General features: G+C 65.8%; 12 protein-coding genes, 2 tRNA genes and 3 rRNA genes. 3 read left to right on the top strand and 14 right to left on the bottom strand.

Translation table 11 applies throughout. The features are described 5' to 3' along the window. The first annotated feature begins 5 nt into the window (after positions 1 to 5). Complete coding sequence (locus tag O7608_RS13510) at positions 6 to 689, top strand: hypothetical protein (RefSeq protein ID WP_289210299.1); 684 nt, start codon at positions 6 to 8, stop codon at positions 687 to 689. 107 nt (positions 690 to 796) lie between these two features. Here the strand turns inward: O7608_RS13510 and rrf are convergent. From rrf to O7608_RS13495, 3 genes are all read right to left on the bottom strand, one after another. After that, a 5S ribosomal RNA gene (rrf, locus tag O7608_RS13505) occupies positions 797 to 913 on the bottom strand. A 75-nt stretch (positions 914 to 988) separates the two neighbouring features. Next, a 23S ribosomal RNA gene (locus O7608_RS13500) occupies positions 989 to 4095 on the bottom strand. A 354-nt stretch (positions 4096 to 4449) separates the two neighbouring features. Further along, a 16S ribosomal RNA gene (locus tag O7608_RS13495) occupies positions 4450 to 5966 on the bottom strand. The 16S, 23S and 5S rRNA genes sit together here, the layout of an rRNA operon. A gap of 767 nt (positions 5967 to 6733) precedes the next feature. Between O7608_RS13495 and O7608_RS13490 the strand changes: the two genes are divergently transcribed. After that, on the top strand, positions 6734 to 6949 hold the full coding sequence (locus tag O7608_RS13490; RefSeq protein ID WP_289210298.1) for a hypothetical protein: 216 nt from the start codon (positions 6734 to 6736) through the stop codon (positions 6947 to 6949). A gap of 28 nt (positions 6950 to 6977) precedes the next feature. Here the strand turns inward: O7608_RS13490 and O7608_RS13485 are convergent, their stop codons facing one another. The 6 genes from O7608_RS13485 to O7608_RS13460 all read right to left on the bottom strand — a co-directional run bounded on the left by O7608_RS13485 (position 6978) and on the right by O7608_RS13460 (position 12435). Further along, a complete protein-coding gene (locus O7608_RS13485; protein WP_289210297.1) occupies positions 6978 to 7775 on the bottom strand; it encodes a carbon-nitrogen hydrolase family protein in 798 nt (265 codons plus the stop codon). Positions 7776 to 7809: 34 nt separating this feature from the next. Next, complete coding sequence (gene clpX, locus O7608_RS13480) at positions 7810 to 9099, bottom strand: ATP-dependent Clp protease ATP-binding subunit ClpX (protein ID WP_282228674.1); 1290 nt, start codon at positions 9097 to 9099, stop codon at positions 7810 to 7812. Between the two features lie 211 nt (positions 9100 to 9310). After that, positions 9311 to 9973 (bottom strand): ATP-dependent Clp protease proteolytic subunit, encoded by a 663-nt coding sequence (locus O7608_RS13475; protein WP_289210296.1) that lies wholly within the window; start codon positions 9971 to 9973, stop codon positions 9311 to 9313. Between the two features lie 11 nt (positions 9974 to 9984). Then, a complete protein-coding gene (locus tag O7608_RS13470) occupies positions 9985 to 10629 on the bottom strand; it encodes an ATP-dependent Clp protease proteolytic subunit (protein ID WP_289210295.1) in 645 nt (214 codons plus the stop codon). Positions 10630 to 10843: 214 nt separating this feature from the next. Next, on the bottom strand, positions 10844 to 12196 hold the full coding sequence (gene tig, locus O7608_RS13465) for a trigger factor (RefSeq protein WP_289210294.1): 1353 nt from the start codon (positions 12194 to 12196) through the stop codon (positions 10844 to 10846). Between the two features lie 165 nt (positions 12197 to 12361). Beyond that, a tRNA-Pro gene (locus O7608_RS13460) sits at positions 12362 to 12435 on the bottom strand. A gap of 169 nt (positions 12436 to 12604) precedes the next feature. Between O7608_RS13460 and O7608_RS13455 the strand changes: the two genes are divergently transcribed. Beyond that, positions 12605 to 12678, top strand: a tRNA-Gly gene (locus O7608_RS13455). 109 nt (positions 12679 to 12787) lie between these two features. Here the strand turns inward: O7608_RS13455 and O7608_RS13450 are convergent. The 5 genes from O7608_RS13450 to O7608_RS13430 form a co-directional block, all read right to left on the bottom strand. Continuing rightward, entirely contained in the window at positions 12788 to 13951 is a 1164-nt protein-coding gene (locus O7608_RS13450) for a tyrosine-type recombinase/integrase (RefSeq protein ID WP_289210293.1), read from the bottom strand. After that, the gene (locus O7608_RS13445) at positions 13951 to 14169 is read right to left on the bottom strand and encodes a helix-turn-helix domain-containing protein (protein ID WP_123603018.1); all 219 of its coding nucleotides are present in this window, start codon (positions 14167 to 14169) and stop codon (positions 13951 to 13953) included. Before O7608_RS13445 ends, O7608_RS13450 begins: the two co-directional genes overlap by 1 nt. A gap of 20 nt (positions 14170 to 14189) precedes the next feature. Beyond that, positions 14190 to 15935 (bottom strand): replication initiator, encoded by a 1746-nt coding sequence (locus tag O7608_RS13440; RefSeq protein ID WP_289210292.1) that lies wholly within the window; start codon positions 15933 to 15935, stop codon positions 14190 to 14192. Positions 15936 to 16039: 104 nt separating this feature from the next. Beyond that, a complete protein-coding gene (locus tag O7608_RS13435; protein WP_289210291.1) occupies positions 16040 to 16705 on the bottom strand; it encodes a DUF2637 domain-containing protein in 666 nt (221 codons plus the stop codon). Further along, complete coding sequence (locus O7608_RS13430; RefSeq protein ID WP_289210290.1) at positions 16705 to 18159, bottom strand: FtsK/SpoIIIE domain-containing protein; 1455 nt, start codon at positions 18157 to 18159, stop codon at positions 16705 to 16707. The genes O7608_RS13435 and O7608_RS13430 overlap by 1 nt, the downstream gene beginning before the upstream one ends. Between the last annotated feature and the right edge of the window lie 184 nt (positions 18160 to 18343).

The following is an 18343-nucleotide window of genomic DNA, read 5'->3' as shown; positions in this document are numbered from 1 at the left end:
GCGCAATGGTCGACGACATCTTCGGCGGCCGGCGGGCCCACCAGGACCCCGAGCCAGTGGACGTCACCCCACCGGCCCGTGACGCCGCCGGCCAGGATCCCGGCGACGGCTCCGACCGCGAGCCTCGGACCCGCCGTACCCGGCGGATCGTGATCGGTGCGGTGGTCGCCACCGGTCTGCTCGGCGCGGGACTGTTCGGCTCCGCCACGCTGCGCATCCTGCAGCAGAAGGACGCCACCCTGCTGCCGACGCCGGAGGCCGCCGGACTGGTCCGCGACAACAGCGCGTCGGCCCGCGACACCGCCGAGTACCTGCACAGCGCGTTCGCTGCCGGCATCGATCTTGACCACAGCTCCGCCGTCGTCTACCGCGACCCGGCCGACCCGGACCGCAGTGTGCTGTTCTTTGGCGGCACCACGATGCTCTGGTCACCGGAACGGGACCTGGACACACTGATCGGCCTGGTCGGCGACGAGGAGGGCGCCGTCTCCGGGCTGCACAGTGTGCCGGCCGGCCGGTACGGCGGGGTGATGAAATGCGGCAGCACGCCGGCCGATGCCGAGGAGATGCCGGTCTGCGGTTGGGCCGACCACGGCAGCATCGCGGTGGCGCTGTTCCCTGGCCGGACCGTGGACGAGGCCGCTGACCTGCTGGCGCAGCTACGCGACGACATTCAGCAACGAGACTGAGGAACGGTGTCGTTGGGGCGCGCGGAGCGCCCTCCCCTGCCGGAAAACACTTCAGGCCAGAAACACTTCAGGGCCACCCGAAACGGGTGGCCCTGAAGTATAAAGATGTCCGGCGGTGACCTACTCTCCCACACCCTCACGAGTGCAGTACCATCGGCGCTGGAGAGCTTAGCTACCGGGTTCGGAATGTAACCGGGCGTTTCCCCTCCGCCATAACCGCCGTAACCCTAACAACAAACCAAACACACCCACAGGAATGTTCGTTTGCCCAGAATCACACAGTGGACGCGTACACCTTCGAAGTCAAGTCCTCGGCCTATTAGTACCGGTCAACTGAACCAGTTACCTGGCTTACATCTCCGGCCTATCAACCCAGTCATCTACTGGGAGCCTTACCCCATCAAGTGGGTGGGACACCTCATCTTGAAGCGAGCTTCCCGCTTAGATGCTTTCAGCGGTTATCCCTTCCGAACGTAGCCAACCAGCCGTGCCCCTGGCGGGACAACTGGCACACCAGAGGTTCGTCCGTCCCGGTCCTCTCGTACTAGGGACAGCCCTTCTCAAGTATCCTACGCGCGCGGCGGATAGGGACCGAACTGTCTCACGACGTTCTAAACCCAGCTCGCGTACCGCTTTAATGGGCGAACAGCCCAACCCTTGGGACCTGCTACAGCCCCAGGATGCGACGAGCCGACATCGAGGTGCCAAACCATCCCGTCGATATGGACTCTTGGGGAAGATCAGCCTGTTATCCCCGGGGTACCTTTTATCCGTTGAGCGACACCGCTTCCACACGCAAGTGCCGGATCACTAGTCCCGACTTTCGTCCCTGCTCGACCTGTCAGTCTCACAGTCAAGCTCCCTTGTGCACTTACACTCAACACCTGATTGCCAACCAGGATGAGGGAACCTTTGGGCGCCTCCGTTACTCTTTAGGAGGCAACCGCCCCAGTTAAACTACCCACCAGACACTGTCCCTGAACCGGATCACGGTCCGAAGTTAGAAACCCAAATCAACCAGAGTGGTATTTCAACAATGACTCCACCGATACTGGCGTACCAGCTTCACAGTCTCCCACCTATCCTACACAAGCTAATTCGAGTGCCAATGTCAAGCTATAGTAAAGGTCCCGGGGTCTTTCCGTCCTGCCGCGCGTAACGAGCATCTTTACTCGTACTGCAATTTCGCCGGGCCTGTGGTTGAGACAGTAGGAAAGTCGTTACGCCATTCGTGCAGGTCGGAACTTACCCGACAAGGAATTTCGCTACCTTAGGATGGTTATAGTTACCACCGCCGTTTACTGGCGCTTAAGTTCTCAGCTTCGCCCCGAAGAGCTAACCGGTCCCCTTAACGTTCCAGCACCGGGCAGGCGTCAGTCCATATACATCGAATTACTTCTTCGCATGGACCTGTGTTTTTAGTAAACAGTCGCTTTCCCCTGGTCTCTGCGGCCATACAACGCTCCACCCGCAAGGGGCTTCACGTCTCCGGCCCCCCTTCTCCCTAAGTTACGGGGGCAATTTGCCGAGTTCCTTAACCACAGTTCGCCCGATCGCCTCGGTATTCTCTACCTGACCACCTGTGTCGGTTTGGGGTACGGGCCGCTAGAAGCTCGCTAGAGGCTTTTCTCGGCAGCATAGGATCACTGACTTCACCTGAATCGGCTCGGCATCACGTCTCAGCCTCATGCACCACGGATTTACCTATGGTACGGCCTACACGCTTACCCCGGCACAACCACCGGCCGGGATCAGCTACCTTCCTGCGTCACCCCATCGCTTGACTACTACCCGCCAGGTTCCCGCGCTCCCTCAGATCAGTCCGAAAACCTCACCAAGTTCGGGCAGTTAGCACAACGAGGTTCATCATGGGCGCTCCTTCGCGGGTACGGGAATATCAACCCGTTGTCCATCGACTACGCCTCTCGGCCTCGCCTTAGGTCCCGACTCACCCAGGGCGGATTAGCCTGGCCCTGGAACCCTTGGTCATCCGGCGGAAGGGTTTCTCACCCTTCTTTCGCTACTCATGCCTGCATTCTCACTCGTGCCGCGTCCACAGCTGGGTCACCCCGCTGCTTCACCCCCGGCACGACGCTCCCCTACCCATCCACACACCTGCACCAACCCTCCGAAGAGAATCAGCGAAGTACACGCGTGAATGCCACAGCTTCGGCGGTGTGCTTGAGCCCCGCTACATTGTCGGCGCGGAACCACTTGACCAGTGAGCTATTACGCACTCTTTAAAGGGTGGCTGCTTCTAAGCCAACCTCCTGGTTGTCTAAGCGACCCCACATCCTTTTCCACTTAGCACACGCTTAGGGGCCTTAGCTGGCGATCTGGGCTGTTTCCCTCTCGACTACGAAGCTTATCCCCCGCAGTCTCACTGCCGCGCTCTCACTTACCGGCATTCGGAGTTTAGCTGATTTCGGTAAGCTTGTAGGCCCCCTAGACCATCCAGTGCTCTACCTCCGGCAAGAAACACGCGACGCTGCACCTAAATGCATTTCGGGGAGAACCAGCTATCACGGAGTTTGATTGGCCTTTCACCCCTAACCACAGGTCATCCCCCAACTTTTCAACGTTGGTGGGTTCGGCCCTCCACGCGGTCTTACCCGCGCTTCAGCCTGCCCATGGCTAGATCACTCCGCTTCGGGTCTAGAACATGCGACTCAACGCCCTATTAAGACTCGCTTTCGCTACGGCTACCCCACACGGGTTAACCTCGCCACATGCCACTAACTCGCAGGCTCATTCTTCAAAAGGCACGCCGTCACCCCTAAAGGCTCCGACGGATTGTAGGCGAACGGTTTCAGGTACTATTTCACTCCCCTCCCGGGGTACTTTTCACCATTCCCTCACGGTACTCGTCCGCTATCGGTCACTAGGAAGTATTTAGGCTTACCAGGTGGTCCTGGCAGATTCACGGCAGATTTCAGGGGTCCGCCGCTACTCGGGAACATCCACAGAAGACCAGCCACTTTCACCTACCGGACTATCACCGCCTACGGTTGGCTTTTCCACACCATTCGGCTAGCAACTGGCTTTGTAACTTCTCGACCGGATGTCAGTCCGATCAGCAGAGTCCCACAACCCCGACCACGCAACCCCTGACAGGTATCACACGCAGCCGGTTTAGCCTCATCCGCTTTCGCTCGCCACTACTCACGGAATCACTGTTGTTTTCTCTTCCTGCGGGTACTGAGATGTTTCACTTCCCCGCGTTCCCTCCACACACCCTATGAGTTCAGGTGCAGGTGACACCACATGACTGATGCCAGGTTTCCCCATTCGGACACCCTGGGATCACAGCTTGGTTGACAGCTCCCCCAGGCCTATCGCGGCCTCCCACGTCCTTCATCGGCTCCTAGTGCCAAGGCATCCACCGTTCGCCCTTGACAACTTGACCACAAAGATGCTCGCGTCCACTGTGTAATTCTCAACAAACGACCAACCCACAACCCCAAGCCCCACACCAGCACCACCAACCGGCAGCCGGTATGCGAGACCAGGCCATGCCTGGCACACCAAGACAACAACCCACACGTGGCTTGTTCCCTCAGGACCCAACAGGATGCTCTACATTCACACCAGCCGCACCAACACCACTCTCCACACCCCCACCCGAAAGCAGAAGCAGTACCAGCAGCATCAGCCGTTGCCGACACGAACTCACCAGTGTCTCCGCCAAATGAGCACCCCCACCCCACACTCGGAGGCGGCAGGCTCCCTACCCGACCTTCGCCGGGAGAGCGCTCCTTAGAAAGGAGGTGATCCAGCCGCACCTTCCGGTACGGCTACCTTGTTACGACTTCGTCCCAATCGCCAGCCCCACCTTCGACAGCTCCCTCCCACAAGGGGTTGGGCCACCGGCTTCGGGTGTTGCCGACTTTCGTGACGTGACGGGCGGTGTGTACAAGGCCCGGGAACGTATTCACCGCAGCGTTGCTGATCTGCGATTACTAGCGACTCCGACTTCACGGGGTCGAGTTGCAGACCCCGATCCGAACTGAGACCGGCTTTTTGGGATTCGCTCCACCTCACGGTATCGCAGCCCATTGTACCGGCCATTGTAGCATGCGTGAAGCCCTGGACATAAGGGGCATGATGACTTGACGTCATCCCCACCTTCCTCCGAGTTGACCCCGGCAGTCTTCGATGAGTCCCCGCCATAACGCGCTGGCAACATCGAACGAGGGTTGCGCTCGTTGCGGGACTTAACCCAACATCTCACGACACGAGCTGACGACAGCCATGCACCACCTGTGACCGCCCCCGAAGGACCCCACATCTCTGCAGGTTTTGCGGCCATGTCAAACCCAGGTAAGGTTCTTCGCGTTGCATCGAATTAATCCGCATGCTCCGCCGCTTGTGCGGGCCCCCGTCAATTCCTTTGAGTTTTAGCCTTGCGGCCGTACTCCCCAGGCGGGGCGCTTAATGCGTTAGCTGCGGCACAGAGAACCGGAGAGGCCCCCCACACCTAGCGCCCAACGTTTACAGCGTGGACTACCAGGGTATCTAATCCTGTTCGCTCCCCACGCTTTCGCTCCTCAGCGTCAGTATCGGCCCAGAGACCCGCCTTCGCCACCGGTGTTCCTCCTGATATCTGCGCATTTCACCGCTACACCAGGAATTCCAGTCTCCCCTACCGAACTCTAGCCTGCCCGTATCGACTGCAAGCCCACAGTTGAGCTGTGGGTTTTCACAGTCGACGCGACAAGCCGCCTACGAGCTCTTTACGCCCAATAAATCCGGACAACGCTCGCGCCCTACGTCTTACCGCGGCTGCTGGCACGTAGTTGGCCGGCGCTTCTTCTGCAGGTACCGTCACTTGCGCTTCGTCCCTGCTGAAAGAGGTTTACAACCCGAAGGCCGTCATCCCTCACGCGGCGTCGCTGCATCAGGCTTCCGCCCATTGTGCAATATTCCCCACTGCTGCCTCCCGTAGGAGTCTGGGCCGTGTCTCAGTCCCAGTGTGGCCGGTCGCCCTCTCAGGCCGGCTACCCGTCGTCGCCTTGGTAGGCCATTACCCCACCAACAAGCTGATAGGCCGCGAGCCCATCCCAAGCCGAAAAACTTTCCACACACCACCATGCGGCAGCATGTAATATTCGGTATTAGCCCCGGTTTCCCGGGGTTATCCCAAAGCCTGGGGCAGATTGCTCACGTGTTACTCACCCGTTCGCCGCTCGAGTACCCCGAAGGGCCTTTCCGCTCGACTTGCATGTGTTAAGCACGCCGCCAGCGTTCGTCCTGAGCCAGGATCAAACTCTCCAACAAAAATTTAGAGAATCAAACCCGGCATATAAAATGCCAAGGAATCACCAACCAGAAAACCACCACCAAAGCAGCAGTCAACCAGCCGGGAACCAAACAAACTTTGGCACTGGCTTATCAAGCACCCTGTTGAGTTCTCAAAGAACAAACACACACCAGCAGAACCACCCACACCAAGCAGGCAACCCCACCAGGGCCATCCGTCCCACCCGACTTCCGCCGGGCAACTTCTCTACCTTACCCGGTTGGCTTCGCGGTGTCAAGAACCAGTTTCGGCTCCTGCCGCACCACCCGGAAGTCCCCGCGCTTCGCTCAGCCGCTGAACGGCTGTTCGTGGTCGGGGTGTCCGGCAGACCGGCCCTCCTCGATCCCGAGGCTCGGCCCGGCTCCCTGCCGGCTTCCTACCTTACCCGGTTGGTTTCGCAATCTCAAGTCCGGTGTCCCGGCGAGTCGCACCACCCGGTGCAGTATGGTTCGGCGGTCTCCCGCCCCATCCTGCTGTCAGCGTTTCGGCCGTTTTGTCCGTGTCGCGCTGACAGAGAGAAAGTTACGCGGCTCGGCGCAGGAACGCAAATCGATCATGACAGATATCTTTGCTCGCCGAGTTTGCACAGGTCAGAGCCGGTCGGGCCGAGGTACTCGACGTACGGGGACGCGCCGCCGCCGACGCCGGGCACCATGTCGACGACCCCGTTCGGGTTGCCGCTGACGCACCAACATGACCGTGCCGGGGTCACCCGCCGAGGTCACCCACGTGTCAGAGTGAGTCCATGCCAGTCGAAGGACCACTCGCCATCGACGCCATCTCCGCTCTGCTGTTGCCCTTCTGGCAACTCGTGATCGGGACAGTGGTGGTGCTCGCGGTAGTCGTGTCGGTCCGTCGACTCGCCCGACGGGGACGATCCCGCATGACCAACGCCATGTTGATCATCGCCGGCGCGATCCTCGGGCTCGCGGTGCTCGGCGTACTGACCGCCGGCCGCTGACCCGCCGGCGAGCCGACTCCCCCCAAGCTCAGAGTCGACGGTTTGCCAGGCTGGGCAGCTCGGCACGGATGGTCGCCAGCCGGTCGGGGTCGACGTCGGCGAGGACGACTGTGACCATGTCCGGTGCCTGGGCCAGCACCGTCCCCCACGGGTCGACGACCATGCTGCGTCCGAAGCAGGTACGCCCGGGATCATGGCTGCCGATCTGCCCGGCGGCCAGGACGTAGCACTGGTTCTCGATGGCCCTGGCCCGCAGCAGGACCTCCCAGTGGTCCCGGCCGGTGTGCACCATGAAGGCCGCCGGCACCACCAGCACCTGGGCGCCCTCGACAGCGGCCAACCGTCGGTACAGCTCGGGAAACCGCAGGTCGTAACAGATGGACAGGCCCAGCCGTACGCCTTCGCAGTCGACCACGACGAGATCGCTTCCGGGAGCGACGTTGCGCGACTCGTGGTACGACACGCGGCCGGGGATCTCCACGTCGTACAGATGGATCTTGCGGTAGGTCGCGACCAGCCCGCCGCTGCGGTCGAATACCAGGCAGGTGTTGTACGTGTGAGTGGGGTCCGGCCCGCGCTCGTGAAACGAGCCGACAACCACCCAGATGCCGAGCGCACGAGCGGCGTCGGCGAAGAATCGGCCGACGGTGCCGTCGACCGGCTCCGGATCGGGCAGACCGGCGGCGGTGCCCAGGTAGTCGACGTACTCGGGGAGGACGGCGAGGTCTGCGCCGCCGGCGGCGGCCGACTCCAACGCGGCGCGCGCGGCGGCCAGGTTCGCCGCCTGGTCGGCACCGCTGTTGAGCTGACAGACGGCGACGCGCACCGCGATTCCCCCTGCCCGTCCCCGCAGGCCGCCGCTAGGCCGACTTCTCCTCGCGGTCGCGGCGACGCCGGCCGGTGAACTCCCGCGGCACGATGGTCGGGTTGACGTTCTCCAGGACGGCCTCGCGGGTGATGAGCACCCGGGCTGCGTCCGGGTTGCTGGGCACCTCGTACATCACGGAGAGCAGCACCTCCTCCATGATCGCGCGCAGCCCACGGGCGCCGGTGCCGCGCAGCATCGCCTGGTCGGCGATCGCCTCCAACGCACCGGGATCGAACTCCAACTCGACGTTGTCCAGCTCGAACAGCCGCTGGTACTGGCGCACAAGCGCGTTGCGCGGCTGAGTCAGGATGCTGACCAGTGCCTCGCGGTCGAGACTCCGCACGTTCGTGATCACCGGGAGTCGGCCGATGAACTCCGGGATCAGCCCGAACTTGAGCATGTCTTCGGGCATGACCTGGGTCAGGATGTCGTCAGTGGAGCGTTCGGACACCGCTCGCAGCCGGGCACCGAAGCCGGTCCCGCCCTGGCCGGTCCGTGACTCGATGATCCGGTCCAGCCCGGCGAAGGCGCCGCCGCAGATGAACAGCACGTTGGTGGTGTCGATCTGGATGAACTCCTGGTGGGGGTGCTTACGCCCGCCCTGCGGCGGAACGTTGGCGACGGTCCCCTCGAGGATCTTCAACAGCGCCTGCTGGACACCTTCACCGGAGACGTCCCGGGTGATCGACGGGTTCTCGGACTTGCGGGCGATCTTGTCGACCTCGTCGATGTAGATGATCCCCGTCTCGGCCCGTTTGATGTCGTAGTCGGCCGCCTGGATCAGCTTGAGCAGGATGTTCTCGACGTCCTCGCCGACGTAGCCGGCCTCGGTGAGGGCGGTCGCGTCAGCGATGGCGAACGGCACGTTGAGCATCCGGGCCAACGTCTGCGCCAGGTGCGTCTTGCCGCACCCGGTCGGGCCGATCAGCAGGATGTTGGACTTGGCGACCTCGACGGCGTCGTTGGCACCCGGCGCGCCGGCGGCGTCTGCCTGGATGCGCTTGTAGTGGTTGTAGACCGCAACCGCGAGGGCCTTCTTCGCGTGGTCCTGGCCGACCACGTACGAGTCGAGGAACTGGCAGATCTCCATCGGCTTGGGAAGCTCTTCCCACTTCACCTCGCCGGACTCGGCCAGCTCCTCCTCGATGATCTCGTTACAGAGGTCGATGCACTCGTCGCAGATGTAGACCCCTGGGCCCGCGATGAGTTTCTTGACCTGCTTCTGCGACTTGCCGCAGAAGGAGCACTTGAGTAGGTCGCCGCCGTCGCCGATCCGTGCCACCTACGTTCTCCCTGCGCTCTCGGCCGGTCACGCCGGCCCTGGCCTTGGACGGGTCTGCCTCGTCAGTGTCGAACACCTGCCGCCGGTCAACTCCGTCAGACGGTGCATCTCGACGTTACCCGCTGGCGGGGCAAACTCCGACCCCCAAAATCGGGTGTGTCAGAGGTCGGCCAGTCTACTCACCGACCGGCCGACCTCTGACCGTACGTCATCAGCTGGCCGCGCTGGCGGCCAGCAGACCCTTCTTGCGGCTGGTCAGGATGGTGTCGACCAGCCCGTACTCGCGGGACTCCTCCGCCGTCATGATCTTGTCACGGTCGATGTCCTTGCGGACCAGATCGACCGGCCGGTTGCAGTGCCGGGAGAGCATGTCCTCCAGCTGGGTCCGCATCCGCAGGATCTCCCGGGCCTGGATCTCGATGTCCGAGCCCTGCCCGTACCCACCCTCGGTGGCCGGCTGGTGGATGATGATCCGCGAGTTCGGCAACGCCATCCGCTTACCCGGCGTACCGGCGGCGAGCAGCACCGCGGCGGCGCTGGCCGCCTGCCCCAGGCAGACCGTCATGATGTCCGGCCGGACGTACTGCATCGTGTCGTAGATCGCCGTCATCGCGGTGAACGACCCGCCCGGCGAGTTGATGTACATGATGATGTCCCGGTCCGGGTCGGTGCCCTCCAGGGTCAGCAGCTGGGCCATCACGTCGTTGGCCGACGCGTCGTCCACCTGTACGCCGAGGAAGATGATCCGGTCCTCGAAGAGCTTGTTGTACGGGTTCGACTCCTTGATCCCGTACGAGGTGCGCTCCACGAACGACGGCAGGACGTACCGGTTGTGCACCGGCCCGAACCCGGGCGGCATGGTCAAGTCAGTCATCGTCGCCTTCCTCAGTTGCGGGTGCCGGCGCCGGTCGGGACCTGCGTGGCTCCTGTGATCACCCGGTCGATGAAACCGTAGTCGAGCGCCTCGGCGGCGGTGAACCACCGGTCACGGTCCGAGTCGGCCTCGATCTGCTCGGGGTCCTGGCCGGTGTGGAACGCCACCCGCTCCTGGAACATCCGCTTGGTGTAGAGCATCTGCTCCGCCTGGATGGCGATGTCCGACGCCGTCCCGCCCATCCCACCGGACGGCTGGTGCATCATGATCCGGGCGTGCGGCAGGGCGTACCGCTTGCCCGGCGCGCCCGCGCAGAGCAGCAGCTGGCCCATGGACGCGGCCATGCCCATCGCGATGGTCGCGACATCGTTGGTGATGTACTGCATGGTGTCGTAGATCGCCATGCCGGAGTAGACCGACCCGCCCGGCGAGTTGATGTAGAGGTTGATGTCCCGCTCCGGGTCCTCCGCCGCCAGCAGCAGCAGCTGGGCGCAGATGCGGTTCGCCACCTGGTCGGTCACCTCGCTGCCGAGGAAGATGATCCGCTCCTTGAGCAGCCGGTTGAAGACCGTGTCGTCGAGGTTGCCACTGAGTGAGTCACCGCCGCGGGCCTCGCTCACCCGGATGGGCATAGCTGGGATGTGCAGATCGGTCATGGCAGCCCTTCGCTCTCCGTGCGTCGTTAGGCCCGACATTAACCGTTCCGAACGGGCCGGGCGCCGTTCTCAGGGTGCTGTTCGCTTACAGCGCAGGGGGTACGGCGACACGCCGTCGCAGGGAATACCGGCGCTGGACGCCAGCCACCGGACGGACCACCAAACAGCTGTCACCCGGCACCGACGTACCGGGTGACAGCAAGATGGGTCACCGTCAGTGGTCGTGCCCGTGGTCGTGCTCGGCCTCGTTGGCCTCCCGGATGGCGTCCATGCTGATCGGGTTGCCGGCAGAGTCCTTCATCGTGATCCGCTCCATCACCAGACCGAGGGCCTTGCCCCGGCGGACATCGCCGTAGACCGCGCCTGCCGCACCGGAGCGGGCCAACTGGTCGTAGTACTGCTGCGGCGCCATCCCGGCCCGCTGGGCGCGGTGCACGATCTCGTGACCGAACTCGTCGTCGGAGACCTGCACGTCCTCGGCGTCGGCGAGGGTGTCCAGCAGCAGCTGGATCTTCACCGCCTTGCCGGCCGCCTCGGTCAGCTCGGCGTCGATGTCGGCCTCGGACTTCTCCTCGGAGGCCAGGTAATCGTCCCAGGAGGCGCCGATGCGCTCCAGCTGGTCGGTCATCGCCTGCTTGCGGTGCTCGACCTCCTCGCTGACCACGCCGTCCGGTGCCGGGACCTCGGCCGCCTCGACCAACTGGTCGAGCGCCTTGTCCCGGGCGGCGTAGATCTGCTCGACCCGCTTGACCCGCTCGACCCGCTGACGCAGGTCGCCGCGCAGCTCCTCGATGGTGTCGAACTCGCTGGCCATCTGGGCGAACGCGTCGTCAAGCTCCGGCAGCTGCTTCTCCTTGACCGTCCGCACGGTCACCGCGACGTCGGCGTCACGGCCGGCGAAGTCACCGCCCACGAGCTGGGTGACGAAGCTGGTGGCCGCACCGGCCGACATCCCGACGAGCACCTCGTCCAGACCCGGCAACAGCTGCTTGCTGCCGACCTCGTGCGACAGGTTGGTGGCCGAACCGCCCGGCACCTCCTCGCCGTCGACCGTCGCTGCCAGGTCGATCTGGACGTAGTCGCCCTCCTGGGCCGGACGCTCCACGGTCTTCAGCGTGGCGAACCGCTCCCGCAGGTTGCCGATCTGGTCCTCGATCTCACTGTCGTCGATCTGCAGCTCGTCGACGGTGACCTCGACGGCGCTCAGGTCCGGCAGGGTCAGCTGCGGACGCACGTCCACCTCGGCGGTGAACTTCAATGCCTCACCATCGGTGAAATCGGTGATCTCCACCGCCGGTCGGCCAAGGGTCTTGACCTCGTGCTCACGGATGGCGGCCAGGATGTTCTGCGGGATCGCCTCCTGCACGGCCTCGTTCAGCACGGTGCCCCGACCGACCCGCTGGTCGATGATCGCGGCGGGCACCTTCCCCTTGCGGAAGCCGGGGATGGTGACCTGCTGGGAGATCTCCCGGTACGCCTTCCGCAGGCTCGGTTCGAGCTCGACGAACGGCACCTCGATGGCGAGCCGGACCCGAGTCGGGCTCAAGGTCTCGACGGTGCTCTTCACAGGCGTACTCCTTGATGCATGTCAGTCTTGTCCGGTCATCGCTGTCGGCTCCGGGCGCTACCCGGGGCGGGCCGCCCCGGCGCGTGGCATGGCGCAGCCCATCGAGTGTAGGCATGCCGACATGCCGGACTACCCGCACCCGGCACCCGTGCCGGCGGCTGACAGTCGGGGTGGCGGGATTTGAACCCACGGCCCCTCGCTCCCAAAGCGAGTGCGCTACCAAGCTGCGCCACACCCCGTGGCGACGATCAGTCTATGCCGTCGGCAAACCACCACGCTGCCCGGTATCCGCCGGGCGGGACGTCGACGCCGGATCGGCCCCCGCCGCGCCTGCCGGCGACACCCCCTGTGCGGCGATCCGGGCAGAACTTGTACGCTGGACCTTGCACCTCGCCTGCCGAGGTGCGTGCGGGCGTAGCTCAATGGTAGAGCCTCAGTCTTCCAAACTGATTACGCGAGTTCGATTCTCGTCGCCCGCTCCATCGGCTCCACCGCAGGTCAGCGGCGGTTTCCGCGACCGGTGACCACTCCCCCGGTCAGCCCTTGTCGATCTTGCGTGCCATCCGCGTGCCATTGGCCCCGGCCGGGCCGTCAGCCGTGCCGTTCCGGAGCGCTCCCCTGACGGCCAGCGGGACGCGGCAGCCCGGCGGCGATCACCCGATCCATGCCGGCCGCGATCTCCCGGTCCCGCTCGCTGTTGGCGTGCTGGTAGATCAGTGCCGCCCGCATGCTGGCGTGCCCCATCCGGGACATCAGGTCACGGGTACTCGCACCCGTCGCCGCCGCCAGGTTGTTGCCGGTGTGCCGCAGGTCGTGAAAGTGGAAGTCGACCGGCAGACCGGCCGCCGCCAGTGCCGCCGACCACCGGACCGCGCGGCGGAAGTTGCCGGAACGCAGCACCGCGCCCTTGTCGCCGGTGAACACCAGCGCTTCCGGGTCGTCGTCGACGAACGCGGCCAGGTGGTCGACGAGCGCCGACCGGGCAGCCGCCGGCAGCGCCACGACCCGGTTGCCGGCTTGCGACTTTGGCGGACCGAACGCCAACCCGCCGCTACGCAGCACGGCGAGCTTGCGCGGTACGCGGATCGTGCCCGCGTCGGTGTCGACGTCGCACCGGCGCAACGCGGCCAGCTCGCCCCAACGCAGCCCCGAGAACGCGGCGACGATGATCAACGCCGAGAACCGGGCCGGCATCGCTTCCGCGAGCGCGACGACCTGGGCGACGGTAGCCACCGGCCGCTCAGGCGTGTGATAGCGGTCATAGCCGGGGATGCGGCAGGGGTTCTGCCGGATCAGCTCGTCTTCCTTCATGGCCGTGTTGAGCACGGCCCGCAGCAGTGAGTACGCCTTGACCGCTTGCGGCTCGGAGACGCCGTTGCCGAGCAGCCGGGCACGCCAGTCCCGGATGGTCGCCGGCTTGATCGTGCCGAGTACGAGAGTGCCGAGGTACGGCCGGACGTACAGCCGGAACAGGTCCTCGTAGTTCTCCCGCGTACGCGGCTGGAGTCGACGTTGCGCGATCCAGCGCGAGCCGTACTCGCTGAGGGTGATTTGACCTGCTTCCGGCGCGTTCCACTCGCCACGGATGATCTCCGACTCGACGACGGTCAGCCACTTCGCCGCCTGCGGCTCGGTCGGGAACGTGTCGGGCGCCTTCCGCTCGACGCCGTCCGGGCCGAAGTACCGGGCCTGGTACCGCCCGGACGGCAATTTGCGGATGCTGCCGAACCGACGCCGGCCAGGCTTGTTCGCCATCAGGCCACCTCACCAAGGTAGTGACGCAGGTTCGCGCGGGTCAGCGGCGCGATCCGGTTCCGTTCGACGTACGCGGCCACCGCGGATTCCTCGAAGCGGACCAGGCGGCCGACCTTCACGTACTCGATCCGGCGGTCAGCGACCAGCCGGCGCACGAATCGCGGCGTTGCCCGGAGGCGAGCGGCGACCTCATCAGGGGTCAACAGCCCGTCTGCCATCCATGTCCTCCTGTTCACGATCAGGCTGCGAGGGTCAGGGGTCGGGTCGTTGCCGAGACAGCGCCGGAGGCGCGTTGTCGGGCGTTGGTGAGGGTGGTGCGCCAGCGGATGCGTTCGGAGACGGCGCGCAGGATGCGGTGTTGCAGGGGTGGGACGTCGGGGTCGTCTGGTCGGGCGAGTTCGAACCGGTAGCGGTCCGGGTTGTCGACCTGCGTGTCTGATTGCCCGCCCGACTGGCCGTCGTTGTTGTCGGTGGCGGCCTGGTCGTCGGTGTCGGCGAGGTTCCCGGCGAGGATCGCGCGGACCCAGGCCCGGTTGTCGGCGCGGTGGTCGGCCAGGGTCTTGCCGGACCATTGCCGGGAGACGAGCACCCGCCGGCCGGTGAAGCCGAGCGTCGCCCGTTGGTGGACCTTGCCGGTGCAGCGACCGGGGGTGAGGCCGGGTTTGGCCTTGTCCGGTTGGACGCCGTAGAGCAGCCAGTTCGCGCAGGTCGGCGAGCACGGCAGCACGGAGAGTTCGGCGTGGAGCCGGTCGAAGTGCGCCTTCTGTGGGTCGGAGCGTGGCCGGGCCTGGTCGGTCAGGTCCTTGGTGACGTACTTCGTGACGTAGCGGATGGAGCGTTCCGCGTCGCGGGTGCCCTGGTCGATGCCACGTGCGTCGATCCGGCCCAGCCGTGCGACGTAGGCGGGTGGGGTGCCGGGTTCCTCCAGCTCGTCGAGCGCTTCGCCCCAGGTGGGGAGCGGCTCGCGGGTTGTGGGGTCGACGTACGCCTGCCGGTCGGTATCCCACACCGGTGGTTTGTCGACCCGGTAGACGGGGTGGTCGAAGCGTGGCCACCACACCTGGTGGTAGGTCGCGGCTGCGATCTGCTTCAACAGCTTGCGCGGCAGGGTGCCCCTGATCGCGAAGTGCGCGTGTGGGGCGAGACGGCGTTGCAGCTCGACGGCCCCGGCGTACTGGACGTTCCAGCCCGCCGCCCGCCGCAGGTTCTGCCACCACCGGTCCAGGACGCGGGCGAAGTGGATCGAATCCAGCGCCGCACGCCGGTAGTCGTAGCTGTCCGGATCCACCGGCGTGCTCAGCACCGGGTCGTGCGGTTGGTGGCGTTGCCCGCACTCGCACGGCACGACGTAGCCGCCGCGCCGAAAGTGCGAGTGCACCGGGCCGTGACTGTCGAGGGTGAGCGTGAGCAGCATCGACGGCCGGTACGTTTTGCCCTGCCGGCCGGTGTAGGCGCGGCCGACGGTACGCGGGTCGACCGGCAGCCGGGGCAGGTCCGGGGTGTCCTGGCGTCGGCGGGTCGACCGGCGACGCCGAGGCCGATCATCCCGCTCGACCGGGGTCAACCGGCCACGCAGGTTCGATTCCGCCAACGCCTCATCAACCTCGACGATCGCGTCATCCAGGTCGGCGACCTGCGCGGCCCGTGCATCCGGGTGCATCGGTTCGTACGCCAGCGCGTGGCGTTCGAACTCGAGGTGTGCCCGCAGCCGGACCAGCGACAGGACGTCCTCACCCGGCTTGTCGGGGCGGACGGCCGGTTCGTCGGCCAGGTGCCAGCCCTCCCGGATCTGCTGAATCCGCAACCGTCGACCGCGTTCCGCGCACGGCTTGCACTTCGCCGCGAGGGTCGCGCCGCAGGGGACTTCGAGGACATCGGTACGGCCGGTCATGGTGTCGGTGCGGCGCAGTACCACCGGCCGCACGCACACCTGATGCTGCTCCGCCAACTGCCGCAGGGCGTCCTTCGCGAGGGGTTGACGCATGCGGGCCGCCCGCGACCCCGGACGCGGCACCACCGACAGCGGCGATGCGTTGTCCGGGATCGGAGCGCCCACGTTCGCCGCAGTGGCTACGGGTTCGGGGTGAGTCACTGGTCAGCCTCCACACCAGCCATCGCAGAGCCGTTGCGGGTCGGGAACCCCGCCACCGGTACGGGCACCACGCCCCGCCGCGCACCAGATGCCGGGCGGACCTGTTGGACCATCGGCGCCTGGTCGACGCCCGCGAACTGGTCGACGGGCCGGGCAGTCGGGACGGGCACGACCGGCGCAGGGCGGTCGGTGTCGACCTGGTCGACGGCAGCCGCCGGCCGCTGGTTGCCCGGCTGGTCGACACCGGCCGGGGCGGGGGTGGCGGGTTTGGTGGACAGGACGAGCTTCGACAGGCCCAGGAACGCCAACGCCGGCACCGCCGACAGCAGCCAGCCCGAGATGCCCGGCTTGGCAACGGCGAGCTGTGCGGCCAGGGACAGGCAGACCGCGCAGACCAGCAGGAACATCGGATAGCCGACCGGCCCACCGGTGCGACGCCGCCGCCGGATCGTCAGCAACGCGGCGAGGGGGATGAGTTCGGAGATAGCGGCGTTGGCCCAGCCGAACCACTCCCCCGTACCCGCCGGGGAGTTGTCCATCGTCCAGTCGTGCACGTGGGTGAACGACGCCGCCCCCGCCAGACCACCGACGACGAGCAGGATCAGCACCAGGACGACGCCTTCCACCCGCTCCGCGCGGGTCGGCCCACCAGTCGCGGCCATCACGCCACCACCCCCGGCACGCCACCGGTGTCGGTGTCGGTATCGGTGTCGGTGTCGTCGAGGTGCCGGTACGTGCGGCCCAGGCCGCGAATGTCGTCGTCGGACAGGTAGGCGAACCGGACCCGGACGGGTTCCCGGACACCGTCGAGGACGACGTAGCCGACCCCCGGCAGCGTCTCCGGAATCCGGTCACAGGCCGCACCCCGATCGCGGGCACCGTCGCCGAGGACCATGTCAGCCTGCTCCGGCTCGGTCATCCGCAACGCGATCCGGGTCGGGAACAGGTCCCGGAACGGCAGCACGTCCTTACGCGGGTCCTGCAACGCCGCCACCACATGCACACCCACCGCCCGGCCCTGCGACAACAGCAAGCCCAACGCTTCCTTGATGCGGTCACGGACCTTGCGGTCAGTCAGGTACGCGGTCAACGCCGCCAACTCGTCGACGACCACCACGATCAACGGCTCATCCCGGCTCGGCGTGTGCTGACGGGTCACCCCGCGAAGCCGGTCCGCACGCACCCGCATCCGCTTCACGGCCTCTTCCAGGACGCCGGCCATCGTGTCCGGGTCCTGGTAGCAGAACCGGGCGAACAACGGCAGCCCCGCCGCCAACTCCATGCCGCCCTTCGCGTCGAACACCCACAGCTCCACCAGGCCGGAACGGACGCCGCCGGCCAACGCCGAGATCAGCGACCAGATCACCGACCCCTTACCGGAGTTCGTCGCCCCCGCCACCAGCACATGCGACCCCGCCAGCCGCAGCCGATACACCTCGCCGCCCTCCTGCACACCCAGGGGCAGGCCGGTCAGGTCGGGTACGGCCGGGACCGGCAGCGGCGCCACCACCCCGGCGAGGGGATCCCGGCGGGTGAACCGCACCGCCACCAGATCCGGCCGCACACAGGCGGACGCTCGTGCTTCGCGTTGGTGGAAGCCGTGCGCCAACCGGTCCGCGTTACGCGCCCAGTCATCCGGCACCTGACCCGGCAGCATCCGCACCATCACCGTGTCCCCGAACCGATCCGAGGACACCCGGACCAGACGCGGCACGTACCGGACCCCGTCGAAGATCACCGCCAACCCGCAGGTAGCGGTGACCGCGACCCAACGACGCCGGTACACCCACAACCGACGCCACCGCCCAACGAGCGGGTACCAGCCGAACCGCCGCCACGACCCCGGATGCAGCCGACACCACACCGTGCACACCGTGGCGAGGCCGGCGACGGCGGCGGCCAGAACGAGCGGCCCCCACTCCGCATAGACCCACGCCACCGCGACGGTCGGGCCGGAGATCCACCAGTAGCGGACCGCGAGGACTGTCAGCCGGACCAGGCCACGGGCCAGCCACCACAGCAGGAGCAGCCAGCCCGGCATCCGCCACGACGGCAGCCGCACGTTCATCGGCGCGACCGGGACCTTCTCCCCCGGAATGATGTTGATCAACGGCATGACGTCGTCACCGCCCCGACCAACGGACCGGACGGCCCAGGGTCGCCATACAGGTACGGCACGCCATGTGCAGCAGATCGAACCGACGCGGACGCACCCACCGCCCACAACGCGGACACCGGATCTCATCCACCAACGCCGGCAGATCCCGCAACCCCACGACCCGGCGGGCCACCGCCAGCCA

Origin of the sequence: Solwaraspora sp. WMMA2056 (assembly GCF_030345095.1) — a bacterium.
Taxonomy (GTDB): Bacteria; Actinomycetota; Actinomycetes; order Mycobacteriales; family Micromonosporaceae; genus Micromonospora_E.
Note: the sequence above shows the minus strand (reverse complement) of the source record. Positions and strands in the feature narration are given on the sequence as shown.

What these genes read in the sequence shown, in the direction of transcription:
- O7608_RS13490 (WP_289210298.1), top strand. Translation starts at nt 6,734, where the DNA reads ATGCCAGTCGAAGGACCACTCGCCATCGACGCCATCTCCGCTCTGCTG.
- O7608_RS13430 (WP_289210290.1), bottom strand. Translation starts at nt 18,159, where the DNA reads ATGCCGTTGATCAACATCATTCCGGGGGAGAAGGTCCCGGTCGCGCCG.
- O7608_RS13435 (WP_289210291.1), bottom strand. Translation starts at nt 16,705, where the DNA reads ATGGCCGCGACTGGTGGGCCGACCCGCGCGGAGCGGGTGGAAGGCGTC.
- O7608_RS13450 (WP_289210293.1), bottom strand. Translation starts at nt 13,951, where the DNA reads ATGGCGAACAAGCCTGGCCGGCGTCGGTTCGGCAGCATCCGCAAATTG.
- O7608_RS13510 (WP_289210299.1), top strand. Translation starts at nt 6, where the DNA reads ATGGTCGACGACATCTTCGGCGGCCGGCGGGCCCACCAGGACCCCGAG.
- O7608_RS13470 (WP_289210295.1), bottom strand. Translation starts at nt 10,629, where the DNA reads ATGACCGATCTGCACATCCCAGCTATGCCCATCCGGGTGAGCGAGGCC.
- O7608_RS13440 (WP_289210292.1), bottom strand. Translation starts at nt 15,935, where the DNA reads ATGCGTCAACCCCTCGCGAAGGACGCCCTGCGGCAGTTGGCGGAGCAG.
- O7608_RS13475 (WP_289210296.1), bottom strand. Translation starts at nt 9,973, where the DNA reads ATGACTGACTTGACCATGCCGCCCGGGTTCGGGCCGGTGCACAACCGG.
- O7608_RS13445 (WP_123603018.1), bottom strand. Translation starts at nt 14,169, where the DNA reads ATGGCAGACGGGCTGTTGACCCCTGATGAGGTCGCCGCTCGCCTCCGG.